The 18,231-nt window shown below is 46.8% G+C and carries 20 protein-coding genes; 15 read left to right on the forward strand and 5 right to left on the reverse strand.

Annotated elements, in window-relative coordinates; genetic code table 11:
- Window positions 1-18: 18 nt before the first annotated feature.
- From plsY to QUE66_RS01435, 4 genes are all read left to right on the forward strand, one after another.
- On the forward strand, window positions 19-636 hold the full coding sequence (plsY, locus tag QUE66_RS01420; RefSeq protein WP_286223960.1) for a glycerol-3-phosphate 1-O-acyltransferase PlsY: 618 nt from the start codon (window positions 19-21) through the stop codon (window positions 634-636).
- A 35-nt stretch (window positions 637-671) separates the two neighbouring features.
- Window positions 672-1,061, forward strand: a complete 390-nt coding sequence (locus QUE66_RS01425) for an MAPEG family protein (RefSeq protein ID WP_286223961.1) — start codon at window positions 672-674, stop codon at window positions 1,059-1,061.
- A 27-nt stretch (window positions 1,062-1,088) separates the two neighbouring features.
- On the forward strand, window positions 1,089-1,853 hold the full coding sequence (folE, locus tag QUE66_RS01430) for a GTP cyclohydrolase I (RefSeq protein WP_286223963.1): 765 nt from the start codon (window positions 1,089-1,091) through the stop codon (window positions 1,851-1,853).
- Between the two features lie 133 nt (window positions 1,854-1,986).
- Window positions 1,987-2,292, forward strand: a complete 306-nt coding sequence (locus QUE66_RS01435) for a high-potential iron-sulfur protein (protein WP_286223965.1) — start codon at window positions 1,987-1,989, stop codon at window positions 2,290-2,292.
- Between the two features lie 108 nt (window positions 2,293-2,400).
- On the opposite strand, the gene QUE66_RS01440 is transcribed toward QUE66_RS01435, so the two are convergent.
- Window positions 2,401-2,838: a rubrerythrin family protein gene (locus QUE66_RS01440; protein ID WP_108507821.1), complete on the reverse strand. Its 438-nt coding sequence runs from the start codon at window positions 2,836-2,838 to the stop codon at window positions 2,401-2,403.
- Window positions 2,839-3,222: 384 nt separating this feature from the next.
- Between QUE66_RS01440 and pyrR the strand changes: the two genes are divergently transcribed.
- Both pyrR and QUE66_RS01450 read left to right on the forward strand, forming a co-directional pair.
- The gene (gene pyrR, locus QUE66_RS01445; RefSeq protein ID WP_286223966.1) at window positions 3,223-3,735 is read left to right on the forward strand and encodes a bifunctional pyr operon transcriptional regulator/uracil phosphoribosyltransferase PyrR; all 513 of its coding nucleotides are present in this window, start codon (window positions 3,223-3,225) and stop codon (window positions 3,733-3,735) included.
- Window positions 3,732-4,682, forward strand: coding sequence for an aspartate carbamoyltransferase catalytic subunit (locus QUE66_RS01450; protein ID WP_286223967.1), 951 nt, complete (start codon window positions 3,732-3,734; stop codon window positions 4,680-4,682). Before pyrR ends, QUE66_RS01450 begins: the two co-directional genes overlap by 4 nt.
- Window positions 4,683-4,770: 88 nt before the next feature.
- Here the strand turns inward: QUE66_RS01450 and QUE66_RS01455 are convergent, their stop codons facing one another.
- Window positions 4,771-5,760, reverse strand: a complete 990-nt coding sequence (locus QUE66_RS01455) for a glycosyltransferase 61 family protein (RefSeq protein WP_286223968.1) — start codon at window positions 5,758-5,760, stop codon at window positions 4,771-4,773.
- 24 nt (window positions 5,761-5,784) lie between these two features.
- On the opposite strand from QUE66_RS01455, the gene QUE66_RS01460 reads away from it, so the two are divergent.
- From QUE66_RS01460 to QUE66_RS01470, 3 genes are read left to right on the forward strand one after another with little or no spacing between them, the layout of a single operon-like run.
- Entirely contained in the window at window positions 5,785-7,122 is a 1,338-nt protein-coding gene (locus tag QUE66_RS01460) for a glycosyltransferase family protein (RefSeq protein ID WP_286223969.1), read from the forward strand.
- A 12-nt stretch (window positions 7,123-7,134) separates the two neighbouring features.
- A complete protein-coding gene (locus QUE66_RS01465; protein ID WP_286223971.1) occupies window positions 7,135-8,034 on the forward strand; it encodes a DUF6492 family protein in 900 nt (299 codons plus the stop codon).
- The gene (locus QUE66_RS01470) at window positions 8,034-8,972 is read left to right on the forward strand and encodes a glycosyltransferase family 2 protein (RefSeq protein WP_286223973.1); all 939 of its coding nucleotides are present in this window, start codon (window positions 8,034-8,036) and stop codon (window positions 8,970-8,972) included. The genes QUE66_RS01465 and QUE66_RS01470 overlap by 1 nt, the downstream gene beginning before the upstream one ends.
- Here QUE66_RS01470 and QUE66_RS01475 read toward each other — a convergent pair.
- From QUE66_RS01475 to QUE66_RS01485, 3 genes are all read right to left on the reverse strand, one after another.
- A complete protein-coding gene (locus tag QUE66_RS01475) occupies window positions 8,958-9,815 on the reverse strand; it encodes a hypothetical protein (protein ID WP_286223974.1) in 858 nt (285 codons plus the stop codon). The two genes, QUE66_RS01470 and QUE66_RS01475, sit on opposite strands and share 15 nt — an antisense overlap.
- A gap of 166 nt (window positions 9,816-9,981) precedes the next feature.
- Window positions 9,982-11,001: a glycosyltransferase family 10 domain-containing protein gene (locus tag QUE66_RS01480; RefSeq protein ID WP_286223976.1), complete on the reverse strand. Its 1,020-nt coding sequence runs from the start codon at window positions 10,999-11,001 to the stop codon at window positions 9,982-9,984.
- 8 nt (window positions 11,002-11,009) lie between these two features.
- Window positions 11,010-11,852 (reverse strand): DUF5672 family protein, encoded by an 843-nt coding sequence (locus QUE66_RS01485; RefSeq protein ID WP_286223977.1) that lies wholly within the window; start codon window positions 11,850-11,852, stop codon window positions 11,010-11,012.
- 78 nt (window positions 11,853-11,930) lie between these two features.
- Between QUE66_RS01485 and rfbB the strand changes: the two genes are divergently transcribed.
- From rfbB to waaC, 6 genes are all read left to right on the forward strand, one after another.
- Window positions 11,931-12,989, forward strand: coding sequence for a dTDP-glucose 4,6-dehydratase (gene rfbB / locus QUE66_RS01490; RefSeq protein WP_286223978.1), 1,059 nt, complete (start codon window positions 11,931-11,933; stop codon window positions 12,987-12,989).
- A 19-nt stretch (window positions 12,990-13,008) separates the two neighbouring features.
- On the forward strand, window positions 13,009-13,974 hold the full coding sequence (gene rfbD, locus QUE66_RS01495) for a dTDP-4-dehydrorhamnose reductase (RefSeq protein ID WP_286223979.1): 966 nt from the start codon (window positions 13,009-13,011) through the stop codon (window positions 13,972-13,974).
- A gap of 62 nt (window positions 13,975-14,036) precedes the next feature.
- Window positions 14,037-15,479, forward strand: coding sequence for a hypothetical protein (locus tag QUE66_RS01500; protein WP_286223980.1), 1,443 nt, complete (start codon window positions 14,037-14,039; stop codon window positions 15,477-15,479).
- 32 nt (window positions 15,480-15,511) lie between these two features.
- Window positions 15,512-16,447 carry a glucose-1-phosphate thymidylyltransferase RfbA gene (gene rfbA, locus QUE66_RS01505; protein ID WP_286223981.1) on the forward strand — a complete coding sequence of 312 codons (936 nt, stop codon included), beginning with the start codon at window positions 15,512-15,514 and terminating at the stop codon, window positions 16,445-16,447.
- Between the two features lie 2 nt (window positions 16,448-16,449).
- A complete protein-coding gene (rfbC, locus tag QUE66_RS01510; RefSeq protein ID WP_286223982.1) occupies window positions 16,450-17,016 on the forward strand; it encodes a dTDP-4-dehydrorhamnose 3,5-epimerase in 567 nt (188 codons plus the stop codon).
- A 75-nt stretch (window positions 17,017-17,091) separates the two neighbouring features.
- Complete coding sequence (gene waaC / locus QUE66_RS01515; RefSeq protein WP_286223983.1) at window positions 17,092-18,231, forward strand: lipopolysaccharide heptosyltransferase I; 1,140 nt, start codon at window positions 17,092-17,094, stop codon at window positions 18,229-18,231.

Raw genomic sequence — 18,231 nt, forward strand, 5'->3', positions numbered from 1 at the left:
ATCCGCTAGTATTGATTTATGGACGAGTTGATAAAGTTTTTTTGGTTGATCCCGGTGGCGTATTTGCTGGGGTCGATCTCGTTTGCGGTGGTCGTGAGTCGTGCGATGGGTTTACCCGACCCCTATACCCATGGTTCTAAAAATCCAGGCGCTACTAATGTCTTACGAACTGGCAATAAAGTGGCCGCTGCACTCACCTTGATTGGGGATGCGGCCAAAGGGTGGCTGGCGGTGACGATCGCGCGCGTAGTCTTAGGCGACCCCAGTCAAACAAGCGTCAATATTCTCCTAGGACTAGTGGTGATTGCCGTCTTTATCGGACACCTCTATCCGATCTTTCATCGCTTTAAAGGGGGTAAGGGTGTGGCCACAGCCGCAGGGATCTTATTTGCGATTAATTGGGTCTTGGGCTTGGCCACCTTAGGAACCTGGCTCATTGTGGCAGTCTTTATGCGCTATTCGTCGCTAGCAGCCCTGTGTGCCGCAGTCTTTGCGCCGATTTATTTCACCTTTTTATTTGGAATACAGCCAATGGGTTTGGCCATCTTGGTGATGAGTGCACTTCTCATTTATCGCCATCGCAGTAATATCCGAAATCTTTTAAACGGCACGGAAACGCGCCTGAGTAAAAAATAGTGAATTAAAAATAACAGAATAAAGAGCAATCAATCATGACTATCGCTATTATCTGCGTCATCCTTGCCGGTTTTTTACCCATCATTGCAGCGGGTATTGCGAAGTTTGGTCCCACTGAGAACTCTGCAAGCGATCCCTATGACAACAATCAACCGCGCGAGTGGCTTGCCAAGCAAACGGGAATACGTGCACGTGCGAATGCAGCGCAAGCCAATACCTTTGAGTCCTTACCCTTTTTCTATGCTGGGATTGCAATCGCCATGATCTTGCAAGCACCCCAAGCGCGCATCGATGTGTTGGCGATTGCTTATCTTTTAGCTCGCGTGGCCTATATTGCGTGCTATGTGATGGACTGGGCGAACTTGCGCACCTTCGTGTGGCTCATCGGATTTGCGTGTACAGTAGCTCTATTCTTCCAAATTTAGGTCAGCACCCAAGATGCTGAGATTTTTATGCCTCGCGCAATAAAACAAACCCCATCCAAAGCGAGTACTACATCAGTGACTCGCAAAAGTCGCAAAAGTGAAGAGGGCGTGCCACTCTCGCAAGTCATCCGTAAACGCATTCAAGCAAAGAAAGCCCGCTTTCATGCGAATGACAATATTGCGCAGTTCATTGAACCCGGTGAGATCGACGGCTTGATTGATGAAGTGGCGGGTAAGCTCCAAGGAGTCCTTGAGAGTTTAGTAATTGATACCGAGAGTGATCACAATACGCGCGGCACTGCCTATCGCGTCGCGAAGATGTATGTCAACGAAGTGTTCACAGGGCGCTATACCCCACAACCTAATCTCACCAAGTTTCCGAACATTACGCGTCTTAATGAACTTATGATCATTGGACCAATTGCGGTGAAGAGCGCGTGCTCGCACCATCTGTGTCCGATCATGGGGCGCGTGTGGATTGGGGTGTTGCCTGATAAGCAAACTGCGCTGATTGGTTTATCTAAGTACGCCCGCATCACCGAGTGGATCATGTGCCGACCACAGATTCAGGAAGAGGCCGTGGTGGAGCTTGCCAACATCCTCGAAGAGAAGATGAAGCCCACTGGATTGGCACTTGTCATGGAAGCCGATCACTTTTGCATGCAATGGCGCGGCGTGAAGGATCTCAATTCCAAGATGGTCAATAGTGTGATGCGCGGTTCATTTCTAAAGGATGCGAATTTGCGCCGAGAGTTCTTAGCGCTCATGGATAAGCAGCAAGGCAAGCAGTAGAGCTTCATCTTATTGATTTGAGAATCATTCTCAGTTAAAAAATCAATTAAATCAGTAGTTTATAAAACACTACAACGAGTGTTGATTTGTGTTTTAAGATCGCAACTGCAGTTTTTTTGAACACGGAGAATCCATGAAAAACACACGTCGTCAATTTTTGATCATGTCTGCTGCCGGTGCAGCAACTTTGTCACTCAATAACCTGGCTCAAGCACAAGCAATGGTTGCTGAGACCGATCCACAAGCACAAGCCTTGGGTTACAAAGCCGATACCACTAAGGTCGATACCAAGAAGTATCCAAAGCACGCTAATACGCAGCGTTGCGATAACTGCGCTCTGTATCAACCAAAAGGTGCTGCTGCTGGTGGTTGCAGCCTGTTTGCTGGTAAGCAAGTGGCTGCTGCCGGTTGGTGTTCTGCTTGGGCAAAGAAGGCTTAAACGCTTAATTACTCAAAAGCTTCAACACCCTTTAGGTGTTAAGGCAAACAAAAATGGCGCTCCAAGGAGCGCCATTTCTTTTCCTAAGAAACTACCAACTACAACTAATTAGGAATTTGCCAAGTGTGCTTCTAAGGTCTTGGTGAACTTGTTAGCGTGGCTGCGCTCAGCCTTAGCCAAAGTCTCAAACCAGTCAGCAATCTCGTCAAAACCTTCTTCACGAGCGGTTTTGGCCATACCTGGGTACATATCGGTGTACTCATGGGTCTCACCAGCAATCGCTGCTTGGAGAGCCTCGGCAACGGTCTTAGCAGGCATGCCAGTGCCTGGCTCGCCAGCGCCACCATTGATCAAATACTCCATATGACCGTGAGCGTGCCCGGTCTCACCTTCGGCGGTGGAGCGGAAAACAGCTGCTACGTCGTTTGCACCAGCAATGTCAGCTTGGTTTGCGAAGTACAAATAACGACGGTTGGCTTGGGACTCACCAGCAAATGCTTCTTTCAACGACTGTTCAGTCTTGGTACCTTTTACCGACTTAGCCATATAAATCTCCTTTAGAATGAATGGGTTATAAATTTAGAGGCAGTGAAGGGAGAGGCTCTCCCGGCACTAGTCCACTTAGTGATTATCAGAAATTTTGATGACCGTTTCATCGTATTTTTGTATAGATCCAATAGGAAAAAACTAGTGATTTTCTTAATGGATAGTTAAAGTTAATCAATTCTTGGGGGTATTCGTAAGCACTTGAATTCTTTGAGGGATATACGCGACACCCAGAAGACAGAGGAGGCTCTTGGATTTAGGTCGGTTTCATCCTGCCCTCTGTTTTGAAGCAATACAATAAGGTGCATTGGGATTGGGTCAGGTGCAGTACAAAATTGGCTCAAAACTTAAGGTGAGTCAGTCCAAATCAACCGATTCGAAAATATGGATGCTGAGCTTCTCTATCAAAAGTTACTAAATCATCTGCGGGAGAAGCTCCAAAGTGAACCAACCCTTCAGATCGCCGGACTTGCCATTGGCGGCGCTTGGGTTGCTAAGCGCCTCGCCAACGATTTAAGCTTGGCACAATACGGCGTGATTAATGTGGCGTTTCATCGCGACGATTATGCAGAAAAAGGGTTGGCAGCGATTCGATCGGCCGACACCATGGCAACGCATCTTCCCTTTGAGGTGACGGGCGCTCAAATCGTACTCATCGATGATGTGCTCTTTACTGGAAGAACCGTGCGCGCGGCGCTCAATGAACTCTTTGATTTTGGTAGACCCGCTGCCGTTGAGCTCATGGTGCTCGCTGATCGGGGTCAGCGGGAATTACCAATCGCTGCTGATTTTGTCGGTGAGCATATCCAATTACCAGATACTCAAATCCTGGCCTTAGAAAAAGTAACCAAGGGCAACCACGAACTCTTTCGCTTCGTTCTCGAGGAGCGTGCATGACCATGCAAACAAATTCCGCAGGCGAGCTCACCCATTTACTCACGCTCGAGGGCATGCCCAAAGAGCAGATCGTCCACATTTTGGATACTGCGCAGCAGTTTGTGAGCGTGACCGACCCTGCTCGTGAAGTGAAAAAAGTGCCGCTCCTGCGGGGCAAGAGCGTCTTTAATCTCTTTTTTGAAAACTCCACGCGTACCCGCACGACCTTTGAGATTGCGGCTAAGCGCCTCTCGGCGGATGTGATTAATCTGGATATCTCGACCTCATCAACCGCCAAGGGCGAGAGTCTCATGGATACCATCGACAATCTCATTGCGATGCAGGCCGATATTTTTGTGGTGCGTCACAGTGTCTCGCGCGCCCCGATTGAAATTGCCAATCACGTGCCACCTTATGTGCATGTGATTAATGCGGGTGATGGGAGCCACCAGCATCCCACGCAGGGCTTACTCGACATGTACACCATGCGCCACTTTAAGAAGGACTTCACCAAACTCAAAGTCGCGATTGTGGGAGACATTGTGCATAGCCGCGTCGCGAAATCGAATATTCATGCGCTTACCGCTTTGGGTTGCACTGATATTCGCGCGATTGGTCCTGAGAGTTTGCTCCCCAATGATTTGGATTTGCTCGGCGTGAAAGTATTTCATAGCATGGAGGAGGGCCTGCGCGGGGTCGATGTGGTGATGACGCTACGCATTCAAAAAGAGCGCATGGAAGCCGGCAAGGTTCCCGAAGGCGCTGCATTTTTTGCTCAGTTTGGACTCACCCCTGCACGTTTAGCACTGGCAAAGCCCGATGCGATTGTGATGCATCCCGGCCCCATGAATCGGGGCGTGGAAATTGATTCAGCGGTTGCCGATGGTGCTCAATCGGTCATCCTCAAACAAGTCACTTTTGGAATAGCCGTACGGATGGCGGTGATGTCAATTGTGGCGGGTAATTGAGTTTTGGTGATAGCCAAGGGGTTTCAGACAAAGGGAGCTAATTCCTGTATCAAAACTAATCCGATAACTTTAAATCAGGAAGCTAGCCTTACGACGCTAGCATGAGTAATTTTTCTTTAATGGCTTCATCAAAATAAACATGGCTATCTAGCTGGGGATCCCCTTGCGCAGGATTGCTAGATGGATGAATGTTTTTGCTAACATGCACCTGGAGTTGGCATAAATCAGCTAGGCCAAACATTTGGGCCCACGAGTTATTTTGATAAGGATTAATCTCCAGTACTCGCACATTTTCATCTAGAAAAAGGAGATAAAAAACGCCAGCGCCTACAATGTAAGCGAAGGTTTTTGCCTGTGCAAGAGTGCGGATGGTTTCTTCAAACGATAACTTTGAGAGAATGGGTTGCTCGATAAGATGAGTATTTAAAAAATTTACATCGATATTTAATAATTTCTTGCGAGTGAGTTCGGTGCGACCATACAAAAGATGACGGGTTCGGTTTTCTTGAATACCGTAATGCTTAAAACATATCGCTTTAATTTCTTTACATATTTGTTTATATCCATCAAATGATCGGATATTTCTACTCTCAGGAGTTAAGAGAAGATTTTGAAAGTGATAAATATCTGAGCGCTTAGCGAAAACTACATTATTTACCCCAAAAACAGCAATCAAGAAATCTTTGAGAAAACGATTTTCATTAATGGATGCAAATACTTTATGGGGATTTTGTCTCCAGCGAACATAGACAGGAAAGAAGATGTCATGGAAAAAATGGGCTAAGTTATCTTCGTGTAACAGCAGAAGATAAAACGATTCATTTAGTTCGTGAACCTCTTGATCATTTGAGGGCACAAAAGCTTGGTACTGCAGATGAATTCTAGAATTTTTTAGCCGAATTGGATTGAGGGTATAGAGTCGGTCATCGACAAGCGTATAGCCCGATCGCGGATTACGAACAAGTTTTTGTCGGAGTTTGCACATTAAAAATTGCAATTGATTGGCATAGCGATGGTAACGATTTCGCCAATTTTTTTTAGCATGCATTTTTGACTTAAAATTCGAATGATGGTTCATAAATACTAAAGGATTAACTTCGAGATGGATTCTATCGGCTTACAATCCAATCGGAAGTGGTTACTTTTATCGCATGCATTCAATATGGATGGCAGGGCAGCAAGCCTTACCATCACAGATAAGATTCCATATCTTCTTGAGGCTGGGGTGCAACCTGTGGTCCTTAGTGCGATTACCGGTATCAAGGATGCACGCTTTCCACATTATCAATTCTTAGCTTGGGGGCCGTCAGCATTTCGCTTTGACTTTCGCCATTGGATTGCCAATCAATACGGACGAGGATGGTTTTATAAACTGACAACTCGAACGGTTTCGGTACTCCTAGCCCCCTTCATTGCGATTGAAAAACTCCTCTTGGGTTACTCGAGCCAATGGTCCTGGGCGATCCCGGCGTTTTTGCGTGGCTATTGGCTTATCAAATCTGGCAAAGTCGATGTGATTTATTCGATTGGCAGTGCATGGTCAGCTCACTTAGCAGGCGTGTGGTTAAAACGCGCTACGGGCTTGCCACTGATTTCCGAAGTGCATGATCCCTTGGTGATTCGTAAAGGTCCCAATGATCTGGGGATGGAAAAACCCAAAAATCGCGATGCGCGCTTTCGCCATTACCTTGAGCAACAGTTGTGCAAGTATTCTGATGATGTGTGGTGGTTTACCGATGGGGCGCTTCATTACGCCAAGATTCGTAATCCAAACTTAAATACCCCAGGCAATGCCCGTGGTTTTGTAGTGATGCCGGGGGCCAATCCACCGATTGCTGCAGAGCGCACCCCTCACCACTATGGCACCTACTTGAATCTATGCCACTTTGGTTCTTTAGCCAATGATCGCTCGCTCTCCATGGTTTTGCGGGCGGTGCATACCTTAGTCGCCAAGTACCCAGAGGCCCGAGAGCTTATCAAAGTGCATGCTTATGGCGCACCCTTGGATTCATTAACCGTGGAGGCAATCAAGCAATACGATTACTCCGATCTCTTAGTAGCGCACGGGCGGCTTGAGCGCGATCCGGTAACCGGTCAATCGGGGCGTGAGCGCGTAGCGCAAAAGATGCAAGAGGCCGATATCCTTCTTCTCTTGCATGGGAACGATGAGTGGTGCGCGGAATACATCCCGTCGAAATTTTATGACTACCTCTGGGCGGGCCGCCCCATTTGGGGGGTCACGCACCGCAATCCGCAGCTCGATCAGATGCTCATGGAGCGTGGATCGTATCTGAGCGCGGATGGCGATGCGGCAGGCATTGCCATGACGCTCGAGCGCATTTGGCTTGATTGGAAGAGTCAGCAACTCATTACCCCGATTTACAATCCAATTGGGGTGGATCAAGCGGTTCACACCATTTTGAGTCACCTTTACAGCTAAGCGGGCGCGCCTTTGAAAGATATTGTTTTGTACTGCAAGTCCTACTCCAAGGACTTTTTGCGTCTGCGCAATTTATTGGTATCGATTGAGCAATACAACAAAGACCAGCTCAATTTTTATATCTCCACTCCGGAGAGCGAGCGCGCTGAGCTCGAACGTCAAATTGGCGTTCAGGGTTATCAGTGGGTCTCGGACGAGTCGATTGTGCGCGCTAACCCACGAGCGCCATTGGGTATTGATAAGACGAAGTCGGGGGGGCTTGCGCAGCAGGTCATCAAATCCGAATTTTGGCGCCTGGGTCTGGCAAAGAATTACGTGTGCTTAGACTCGGATTGCATTTTTATTCAAGACTTTCAAAAAAGCGACTTTATCGCGAGCGACGGTAATCCTTATACGGTGATCTACCAAAATAAGGAATACCACCAGCTTGCGATCAACCGAAACTACGGCAAAGCGCCGCGACACTTGCAAAGCGAGGCCGAGCGCGTCAAGGCCATCTTTGGACGCACGGGCCCCAACTACTATTGCCCCTGCCCACCCTTTATTTGGTCGGCTGCCGTGTGGCAATCGCTCGATACCGAGTATTTAGAACCCCGAGGACAAACCTTGTGGGATCTGTGCACGCGCGAGCACCCCGAGACCTTAATTTACCTCGAGGCGCTTTTGAACTTTCGGGCGATTCCCCTTCACCCCATTGAGCAATTGTTTCGGGTGTATTACTACGATTGGCATTACTTTATCTTGCGCCGACTGGGCGAGTCTATCCCGAAGCTCACGGAAAACTATCTAGGCGTGATTTACCAATCGAGTTGGGATTTGAGTCTCGATCTTGGTCCGAGCAACAAATCGATCTTCTCGCGCGCCTTGAAAAAAATCAAGCGCGTGGGGCGCTATTTGCAAAGCTTCATCTAATGAGCACGCAAGCTGCCATGACCACGCCGCTCGTGAGCGTCATCATGCCGGCCTTTAAGAGTGAGAAATACATTGGTCAAGCAATTGAGAGCATCCTCGCGCAAACTCATACGCATCTGGAACTCCTGATTTTTGAGGATGGCTCCCCCGATCAAACCCGATCGGTCATTAATCGCTATACCGATCCCCGTATTATCAAGGTGCTCTCGGACCAAAATCACGGCGTGGTTTATGCCCGTAATGCCCTCATTGATTTAGCTAAGGGTAAATACATCGCACTCATGGACGCAGACGATATTGCAGACCCCATGCGACTTGAGGCCCAGCTGCGCGTGTTAGAAAACAACGAGTGTGATGTGTGCGGCAGTGCCCAGTGGGTCTTGGATGATGCCACGCAACGGATCAAAAAATCCAAAGACAAATTTACGGACGCCGATTTGCGCGCGCTACTCTCAATCTATTGCACCTTATGCAACTCCGCGGTGACCGCGCGTACAGAACTCTTTAAATGCTTCAAATATGACGCCTCTATTATGAGGACTTCGGAAGATTACTATTTATGGGCTCAGTTAGCAGCATCTGGTTATCGGTTTAAAAATCTAAAAAAAAGACTGCTCACATACCGTCAATATCCTACTCAAGCAAGTGCAATTCATAGTGAAGACTTGAAGTTTTCGACTGCCGAAGTTCAGATACGCTACCTGACCCTATTGGGAATCGATTCTCAACTGCGTCCCAAACCCCTGCCTTGGCATAAGCGGTTGGGGAGCGCCATTAGGCTTCTGCGGCATTTAAAAAGATGCTTTCCGGAAATATCCCGCAAAGCATGCGCGGAAATCTATGCCCGATTTCAATACCGCCGCTGCGGCCTTTGGACGCCGCTAACTCGTCTAGAGAGATTGGTGATCACCCTTTGGGTGGCTTTAAGCAAGGCTTAAATAATTTTGTATATGTTTGGTAATAGCCTCTTGGTTGAGTTCGGACTCTAATCCAGATACTTCTAGTAGTTGATTGGCTCCACGATAAGAGTGCCACATAGTTGGCATGATCTTGATGCGCGTGCTCAACATTCCCGCTAAATGACTCATGCCACTTTTGGAGCCAATTAAAACATCGGCATGTAACAAATGATGGAAAGTGCTGAGAAATTCGCTATCAATATGCTCGATGATTGAATACGGCCGATCGCGAAAATGGTCTTTCCATGAGAATGGATTGCCATGCTCAGAGAGATAGCAACCATCTTTTCCTTCGCTAAAAATGTGAATGGCAACCTCCTTACTGGGGAGGTGGGTCACAGCATCCAGGATTTTTAGATACCATGCGTCTGGCAACATTCGGTTCGAGAGATCGGAGTATTGGCGACCTGGCAATAAATCGCCTCGACGAACATGAACTGCAATATTGAATTGATTCGGGTTAAATGTCAGTGCAATCGGATGAAGTTCTCTCGCCTTGATATAGGCATTCATAAACCAATCTTTGGTTGCCGCATACTCATAATCGCCAGATAAATTTGGACTGACTTTGAAGGCAATATTAGATTCGGGGTGACTTTTAATAAATGCGTCAATTTCACGATAGGCCTCATCATCATTTTGTATGTTCGTTGGGATATCGATTTGCAGTCTAGGCAACTCCAGAAGTTTTATTTGATGTTGGTTAATCCTTTTTTCGATATCTTCGCGACGCGGTAAAAGTTGACCAATATTTAGCATGAGATTTAAATCATTGCCAATATTATGCGTCTCATAGGCCTTTTTGCCCCTAAGACGCCTCATCCACTGTTTCATGTTCCAGTGCATAGAACTACGATTAGACTTAATAAGCTGCGATTCGGAGTAAACCAATTGCAACTGATTGCGGTTGGCGATCTTTAGGGCCCGATTGATGATCCCCATAGAATGACCAATCCCAGCATCCGGGTTATCGTAATCCAATAGAAATCTATTGATCATGTCTTAAATCACCAAGAATCCTAGTAACAATGGTTGATACGTAGGTAGTTGTATCAAATTCCATAGCCTTTGGACTCATGAGAAATTGTCGAATGTTCTCTTGATATTGCGCATACTGCTGCTCATCAATACTCAAGAGATAACGATGTACTTCCGCTGTGTTCTTAAAATTTCGCCGATCAATAAAACATGATTGGGGAATGTGCTCATCAATAGTATGCGATCCCCAATAAATTGGGACACAGCCACCAAAAAAACAATCAAAGATTTTTTCACTAATATAGTCAGGGAGATTGGCGACATTTTCATAGCAGTAGGCAAATTTTGTTTTTCGATAGATTGACTCTTTATCGACCACTTCTCCGGCATAGCTTGGAAAAGGTCGATAACCAAACAATTGGCTTGCTAGGCGCATGAAGCGGCGTGTGACTTTTTCAGGGGCACTAAATGCTGGTGCTGGTTTATTCCAACCAAGACCGTAGAGCGAGAAAGCAGCAGGCGCATTTTTTTCATACCAACGAATGACCTCCAGGCGCTCCCGATAAAGATCATTCTTAAGACCTTTTGGAAAAGCCTTGTTCGCATTAATAATGCAAGAGAAGATTGGTCTCTCAGAAAACGCGGGGGTAGGTTGACATCTAATTTGATTGGGGATAAATAGGTGACTAATATTCGGTAGATCCGCAAAGTTTGTGTTCCAGGTAAAGACCCCATCAAATTGCAAAAGGTAGGACCGATCCTGATTGCGTGGGCAAATATACGGGTTCTCGGTAGCAATTAAATACTTTGGATTAGCGATTTGCTCAAGCGCTTGACCATCATGCAAGATGCTAAATACAATCGGACGACCCTCATTCACATCGGGATTATTTAACTCGATTCCGTGTTTGAGAAATTCCAAGCGGAGCAACCGATTGGTAAAAGTTGGGTTGTAAGTGTGATGCCGATCAACCTCTGCAAAGGAGTCATTCTTTATTCGGTCTTGCTGGTAATAGTTAGCAAATCGCATCTTTTAATTTAATTATTTATTGGGCTCAGGGAATCAGTTGATTCGTATTTTGAAATAAGTGAGCGAATGAAATTGCCATCGTATTTTGCCCAGGCATGAATACCAAAGGGCAGGTGATTACCACAAATCGTTTGGCATTTAACCGGATGAGTCTCCCAAGCAAATCGAATTGCTTTTTCAGGGGGAGCAATAAAAAAATGAGAATCCAATTTGGGGACAAGATAGCTCCAAAACATATCACAATGATCGGAATATAAATCTGCCGCATGTGCTAATTTTCCAGACTTGCCAGTAGCCAACCGTGCTTTTTGTAGGCTTGTGTGCTTACCTCTTAAGCCGCGCATCAGATCTCTGAAAATCATCAAATAGGAGTACCAACGAGGATTTTTTGAGAATAAATCATTTACCGTGTTTAATTTAATTAAGGAGAGCCCGAAATTTCCAGTGGCTTTTAGGGTGAAATCATCTTTTTGATCAGAGTTAAACCATGGTGCGCCGATATAGTCAAAGTTCTGTTCGCACCAAAAAAGCAATTCATTTTTTAGAACGATCGCATCGGGCTCATGAATTAGAACATGGGTGTAGTGTCGCAATGCATTAAATACGTATGGAGAAATCATTAGCCGGTTATAAGCAGCAATGCTTGCCATCCTTTCTGGCGCCACACTCAGAAACTGAAGGTTAGGAATTAGTGATTGGTATATGCTGGTTTGCATGCCCTTTGGATGGAGTAAAAAGATCGGAAAATGACCTAAGATTTTCTGACATTGACTCAAAGAAAACATTTCCTCTGTCGAAGGATTGGGTTGATGACTCGGAATAAGAATCACCGGGTTGGCTATTGTTTTCAAATGAATCGTTTTAAAAAGTAAAAGGAAATTTGTGACTATGTTTTACAATCATTCTATAGCGATATTTGGTTAAAAAACATGATTTTAGTAACTGGTGGCGCAGGGTTTATTGGCGGCAACTTTGTGCTTGATTGGCTCAAAGATCCCCATGCTGAAGGCATCATCAATCTGGATAAATTGACGTATGCCGGTAATTTGGCGACTCTTGATTCTATAAAGAACGATTCGCGTCATTTCTTTGTAAAAGGAGACATTGGCGATTGTGCTTTGGTCACCCAACTTTTAAAAGAGCATCAACCCCGAGCGATTGTGAACTTTGCGGCTGAGAGTCATGTGGATCGCTCGATTCATGGCCCAGCTGATTTTATTGAGACTAATATCGTAGGTACCTTTAATCTTCTCGAGTGCGCGCGCGATTACTGGAGTGGCTTACCAGACGATGCAAAACGAAAATTTCGTTTTCACCATGTCTCCACCGATGAAGTTTATGGTTCGCTATCACCCACTGCCCCTGCATTTCGTGAAACCCATCCCTATGAGCCCAATAGTCCCTATTCGGCGTCTAAAGCCGCGTCAGATCATCTAGTGCGCGCCTGGTTTCATACCTATGGCTTGCCAGTAGTGACCACCAATTGTTCGAACAACTATGGGCCCTACCATTTCCCCGAAAAACTCATTCCCCTGGTGATCCTTAATGCGATCAATGGCAAGGCTCTCCCCATCTACGGCGATGGTCAGCAAGTGCGCGATTGGCTCTATGTGGGCGATCATTGCTCTGCCATTCGGGCGGTGCTCGCTAACGGTGCGCTTGGAGAAACCTACAACGTCGGCGGCTGGAATGAGAAAACCAATCTCAGTGTCGTGCAAACCATCTGCCAGATTTTGGATGAGTTAAGGCCGAGAACCGATGGGAAGTCTTACGCCCAGCAAATCACCTTTGTCAAAGACCGCCCTGGCCACGATCGGCGCTACGCAATTGATGCGCGCAAGATTGAGCGCGATCTCGGTTGGCGACCTGCTGAAACCTTTGATACCGGCATTCGCAAAACCGTGCAGTGGTATCTCGATAATCCCAAGTGGGTTGAGGGCGTGGTGAGTGGATCATACCGCGACTGGTTGCAAAAGCAATACAGCTAATTTTTTTAAACAGCGCCCGATGAACATCCTAGTTTTTGGTAAAGATGGCCAATTGGGTAAGGCCTTTCAAGGCGCCTTTGAAGCTCAAAAATTTGGAGCCTCACATGATATTCAATATGTGGGTCGTGCGCAGTGCGACTTAAGTGATGCCGATGCGGTAATGAATCTTCTGCACGAAACTCAACCGCAACTTATCTTCAATGCCGCTGCGTATACAGCCGTTGATCAAGCTGAACAAGAAATCGATCTAGCCTATGCAGTTAATGCCAATGCTCCCGCCATCATGGCGCAATACGCTGTGAAAGAGGGTGCAACCCTGGTGCATTACTCGACCGATTACGTCTTTGATGGGACTAAAGCCACTCCTTATCTCGAGACCGATGCGCGCAATCCCTTGGGGATCTACGGCAAAAGCAAAGCAGCCGGTGAAGCGGCGATTGAGGATGCCTTTCGTAATAATCGCAATCCACAGGCTCAATTTGCAATTTTGCGTACCAGTTGGGTGTATGGAGACGGGGGGAACTTTATTCGCACGATTTTGCGACTTGCAAAAGAACGTGAGGTACTCAAGATTATTTCAGATCAACATGGCGCGCCTACAAGCTCAGCATGGTTAGCGGGCATTAGTTTATTAATGGCTCTGGGTGAAGATGGGTGTATTAAGTCGTTTCCATCTGGTATTTACCACGCGGTACCGAATGGGCAAACAACTTGGCATGGATTGGCAACATTGGCTATCCAATCCGCTATGGATGCAGGTGTGCAATTCAAAGTGGATGCCAAGGCAATTCAGCCAATTTTGACTGCTGAATACTCGCTTCCCGCTCCAAGACCGATGAACTCACGCATGTCAACAGATAAGCTTCGTAGCCTGCTGGTAAAGCCGGGATCCGCAAATGCATTTATCAACGAGTTTCAGTTCCCAGAATGGGAAAACATGGTACGTGAATATGTGCACAGATTGGTTGCAACTGGAGCTGTTTGAGTGGGCTCACAAATCCTAGCACGCTCTTTTTCATGTACGAAAAGCTGCATAATCACTTGATCATGAGCACCAATATAACGGCAACTGCAGCCCAAGCAAAATCATCAAAGTATTACCTTGAGTGGGCATTACTAATTCTGAGTAGTGTTTTGCTCGGCATATGGGCTGCTAAAAATACAATTGCACTTCGTAATATTTTGCTTGTCATAGGGACTTTAGTATCCCTGTATTACCTCATCAGTGAATTTAGACAAGGGAGGCTTAGCAGGCACTTGACTCTAGCGAAAGTATTGCCTGTTCTCCTCGTTTTCCTTGCATTTATATGGGTTATAACCCATTTTTTCTTTTTTTCAGTGGACCCTATTCAGCAATGGAAGGAATTAAAGAGTACTTGGTTGAGGGCTATTTTGGCATGTATCTTGGGTATTGGAACCGGACTTGCCCTTAACAAATACCCCAATCGATTAACGATTTTATGGCTTGGAATATTTGCTGCTTTTCTGGTGCTGTTTTATCAGTACATCCCAAGAGCCATAGAGCAGCATAAATTATTAGTCCCCGATTATGATCATTACCTTTTTCATTTAAAGATCAATACGGTGCTGATGGGGACGATTTTATTGGCTGGTGTGGATGGCGCTTTATTTGATCATTTGCGCTCGATCCATTATCAATTACGCTCTACCAATCTTTGGATTGCGATTGCTTGGCTCATTGCAACGGCAATGGCCTTATGGTCTTTTGTATATATCGTGGATGCTCGAAATGGTATCGGGCTATCGTCAATCTTATACTTCTTTTGGTTTACTTGCGCCATTATCCTCTTGATTAAAAGCCAACTCAGTCAACCAAGTCTGAAGCACTGGTTTGGTTTTTTATTAGTCTTAATTAGTTTGATGCTATTTATTTTCTTTGCGCTTCAACAAGCAAAACTTAATCGAGGATGGAGTACGTTAATCGAGGATGCCAAAATTGCAGTTCAGATTGATAAGTATCAGCATTGGCAAAACCCTGCACAGATGGGTTATCCGCTTAATAGCAGAGGACAAACTGTCACGATTAATAACTATGAGCGCATTGCTTGGGCCACTGCGGGCTCACGAGCCATTCTTGAAAACCCGCAAGGGGTTGGAGTGCTTGCCTATCCTTTTGCCAAACATCCCAATGCACCTCAAAGAATGCTCGAGGATCCGTTAAAACCCGGTGTTGCAACCCATAGCGGTTGGGTGGAATTGGGACTCGCATTTGGTTTACCGATACTAGGTCTTTTGCTGTCGTCTTTGGCTATCACATTCATCAATGCTGTCAACGATTCTTATCCAGCCAAAATGACTGTTTTAGGCTTAGTCGTCTTGGTATTTTTTGTCTACACCACCGGGGAGTTAGCCATCAGTCATGGCTTGGAAATCTTGTTTTATTTGCTGGGCTTACTGCCAGCCTTGTTATGGGTAAGTCCTCATGAGGTAGGAGGTGATGATGTGCTGGAAACTAAAATACATAAATAAACGCGAGTAATGAACGTTATAAAAGGTATCACATGACAACAAACTCAAATCGGCGTAAAGGAATTATTTTGGCGGGAGGCTCGGGCACACGTTTGTATCCGGTTACTCAAGCGGTCTCGAAGCAATTGATGCCCGTCTATGACAAGCCGATGGTCTATTACCCGCTAACGACCCTGATGCTCGCTGGTATTCGCGATATTTTGTTAATTTCCACTCCGAACGATACACCGCGCTTTACCGAGTTATTGGGTGATGGTTCGCAGTGGGGCTTGAATATTAGCTACTGCGTGCAGCCTTCACCCGATGGTTTAGCCCAAGCCTTTATTTTGGGCCGCTCTTTTGTGAGCGATCATCCCAGCGCATTGGTGTTGGGTGACAATATTTTTTATGGCCATGAGCTCGTGGAGCAACTCCAACGGGCGAATGTGCAAGCCAATGGCGCCACGGTATTTGCCTATCACGTGAATGACCCCGAGCGCTATGGCGTTGTGGAGTTTGACAAAGACTACAAGGCACTCTCGATTGAAGAAAAACCGACAAAGCCGCGCAGTAGTTATGCGGTAACCGGACTTTATTTTTACGATACCCAGGTCTGTGATATAGCCGCCTCGATTAAACCCAGCGCCAGGGGCGAGCTTGAGATTACCGATGTGAATCGCGTTTATCTCGATCGCAATGCATTGAGCGTTGAGATCATGGGGCGCGGCTATGCTTGGCTCGATACCGGTACGCACGATTCGCTTTTGGATGCGGCGGGCTTTATCGCTACGTTGCAAAAACGTCAAGGTCTCATGGTGGCTTGTCCCGAAGAGATCGCTTACCGACAAGGTTGGATCAGCCAAGAAGCGGTGGAGAAAGTGGCTGCCCAACTTAGTAAAAATAGTTATGGTCAGTACCTCACTAAAATGCTCCATGAACTCACTACCAATCCACAGCCGATTGGTTTATCTGCCAAGATAAAGCAATAATCATGGAAACTAATCCGAAATTACAAGTCAAGCCCACCGCGATCCCGGAGGTGTTGATAGTGGAGCCTAAGGTCTTTGGGGACCAGCGTGGTTGGTTTACCGAATCTTTTAATCGCAACGATTTTGCAAACGCGACTGGACTTCAGGTCGAGTTTGTGCAAGATAACCATTCCTTTTCACGCCAGTGGACACTACGTGGACTGCATTATCAGCTCGAACACACCCAAGGTAAACTCGTACGCGTGATTGCCGGTTCAGTTTTTGATGTAGCCGTGGACTTGCGAAAAAACTCACCGACCTATGGTCAATGGGTAGGCGAGATGCTGAGTGCTGAAAACTACCGTCAGCTTTGGGTCCCACCAGGCTTTGCCCATGGTTTTTTGGTGTTATCCGATACCGCAGAGTTTTTATACAAAACCACCGATTATTACGATCCAAAGAGTGAAGTCTGTTTATCATGGTGCGATCCCACCATCGCGATCCAATGGCCAATTCCAGCGGGCGTGGAGGTATCGCTCAATGCTAAAGATGCGGCAGGTCTTTCCTGGGAGCAAGCCCCCAAGTTTTAATGACATCAGCCTAATCACTGGTATAGCCAAGAAGAGTGAGCCAAGCCCAAGACTAAACCATACGATAATCGAGCCATGGCTAGTTCATTGCAGACGCAAAGGTCACAGCACACATCCGTGGATCAGACTGATCAGGCAGGGTTGATCAGTCAAGGTGGGGATACCCCTAAAATCTTGATTGTTAAGCTCTCATCCTTAGGCGATGTGCTCCATACCCTTCCGCTCGTTTGGGATTTACGCAAGCGTCTTCCTCATGCACAAATCGATTGGATTGTGGAAGAGGCGTATGTGCCATTACTCAAACCCTTAGAAACCACCAACATATTCAGAGGCATTGATCGGATTATTCCGCTTGCGTTTCGCCGCTGGCGCAAAAGCTTTTGGAGTCAGAGTGCCTGGCATGAGTTCTGGGCCATGCGCCAAATGTTGCAAGCCACCAGCTACGATGTGATTCTTGAAACACAAGGCTTAATTAAATCTGCATTGGTGTGCGCACTTGCAAAAAAATCCGCTCATGCGGTAGTTGCGGGTCTTGGAAATGCCACCGAGTACTCAGGCTATGAGCCGTTGGCACGCCTTTTTTATACCCAAGCAGTGCAGGTGCCCAAACAGTGCCACGCGGTTGATCGCGCGCGTTGGGTGATGTGCTCGGCGATGGACTGGCCACTGATTAAACGCGAGAACGAACCACCGCAGTTTTATCCCCCTGAATTTGTAAAGCATCTTCCAATCCTACCCCTCGAGAGTCTTTCGAGCGCGGCTAATGACCCCATCACGAAGTATGTGCTGTGTTTTCATTCCACGGCGCGCGCCGCCAAGCGCTGGGCCAATGAGTCCTGGATTGATTTGGGAAAATCATTGGCTAAAGAGGGTTACCGATTGGTACTGCCTTGGGGGAGTACGAGCGAAAGGCGGGTGAGTGAATCCATCGCAAGTCACATTCCGGGGGCAATCGTTCCAAGAGCCATCTCGATTGAGGAGGCCTATTCGCTCATTGCCCATGCCGCGCTCATCGTGGGTGTGGACACCGGTTTAACCCATGTGGCCGCTATTTTGGGTAAACCCACGGTCGAGATTTATTGCGACTCCCCGAGGTGGAAAACTGAAGGCTATTGGTCAGAGCGTATTTCCAATCACGGCGATGTGGGGCATCCGCCTGAAGTAGCCGAGGTCCTCGCGGCTTGTCAGCGATTAATTGCGCAATCACCGATTTGA

The sequence above is a fragment of the Polynucleobacter sp. HIN6 genome (assembly GCF_030297575.1).
Classification (GTDB): domain Bacteria; phylum Pseudomonadota; class Gammaproteobacteria; order Burkholderiales; family Burkholderiaceae; genus Polynucleobacter.

Bases quoted from the DNA above. Each gene is read 5' to 3' on its own strand.
- QUE66_RS01440 (WP_108507821.1), bottom strand. From the start codon at position 2,838: ATGGCTAAGTCGGTAAAAGGTACCAAGACTGAACAGTCGTTGAAAGAA.
- QUE66_RS01455 (WP_286223968.1), bottom strand. From the start codon at position 5,760: ATGAACCATCATTCGAATTTTAAGTCAAAAATGCATGCTAAAAAAAAT.
- folE (WP_286223963.1), top strand. From the start codon at position 1,089: ATGCCTCGCGCAATAAAACAAACCCCATCCAAAGCGAGTACTACATCA.
- rfbC (WP_286223982.1), top strand. From the start codon at position 16,450: ATGGAAACTAATCCGAAATTACAAGTCAAGCCCACCGCGATCCCGGAG.
- QUE66_RS01500 (WP_286223980.1), top strand. From the start codon at position 14,037: ATGAGCACCAATATAACGGCAACTGCAGCCCAAGCAAAATCATCAAAG.
- QUE66_RS01475 (WP_286223974.1), bottom strand. From the start codon at position 9,815: ATGAGGCGTCTTAGGGGCAAAAAGGCCTATGAGACGCATAATATTGGC.
- rfbB (WP_286223978.1), top strand. From the start codon at position 11,931: ATGATTTTAGTAACTGGTGGCGCAGGGTTTATTGGCGGCAACTTTGTG.
- QUE66_RS01435 (WP_286223965.1), top strand. From the start codon at position 1,987: ATGAAAAACACACGTCGTCAATTTTTGATCATGTCTGCTGCCGGTGCA.
- QUE66_RS01460 (WP_286223969.1), top strand. From the start codon at position 5,785: ATGGATTCTATCGGCTTACAATCCAATCGGAAGTGGTTACTTTTATCG.
- QUE66_RS01470 (WP_286223973.1), top strand. From the start codon at position 8,034: ATGAGCACGCAAGCTGCCATGACCACGCCGCTCGTGAGCGTCATCATG.
- waaC (WP_286223983.1), top strand. From the start codon at position 17,092: ATGGCTAGTTCATTGCAGACGCAAAGGTCACAGCACACATCCGTGGAT.
- pyrR (WP_286223966.1), top strand. From the start codon at position 3,223: ATGGATGCTGAGCTTCTCTATCAAAAGTTACTAAATCATCTGCGGGAG.
- QUE66_RS01425 (WP_286223961.1), top strand. From the start codon at position 672: ATGACTATCGCTATTATCTGCGTCATCCTTGCCGGTTTTTTACCCATC.
- rfbD (WP_286223979.1), top strand. From the start codon at position 13,009: ATGAACATCCTAGTTTTTGGTAAAGATGGCCAATTGGGTAAGGCCTTT.
- plsY (WP_286223960.1), top strand. From the start codon at position 19: ATGGACGAGTTGATAAAGTTTTTTTGGTTGATCCCGGTGGCGTATTTG.
- QUE66_RS01450 (WP_286223967.1), top strand. From the start codon at position 3,732: ATGACCATGCAAACAAATTCCGCAGGCGAGCTCACCCATTTACTCACG.
- QUE66_RS01480 (WP_286223976.1), bottom strand. From the start codon at position 11,001: ATGCGATTTGCTAACTATTACCAGCAAGACCGAATAAAGAATGACTCC.
- rfbA (WP_286223981.1), top strand. From the start codon at position 15,512: ATGACAACAAACTCAAATCGGCGTAAAGGAATTATTTTGGCGGGAGGC.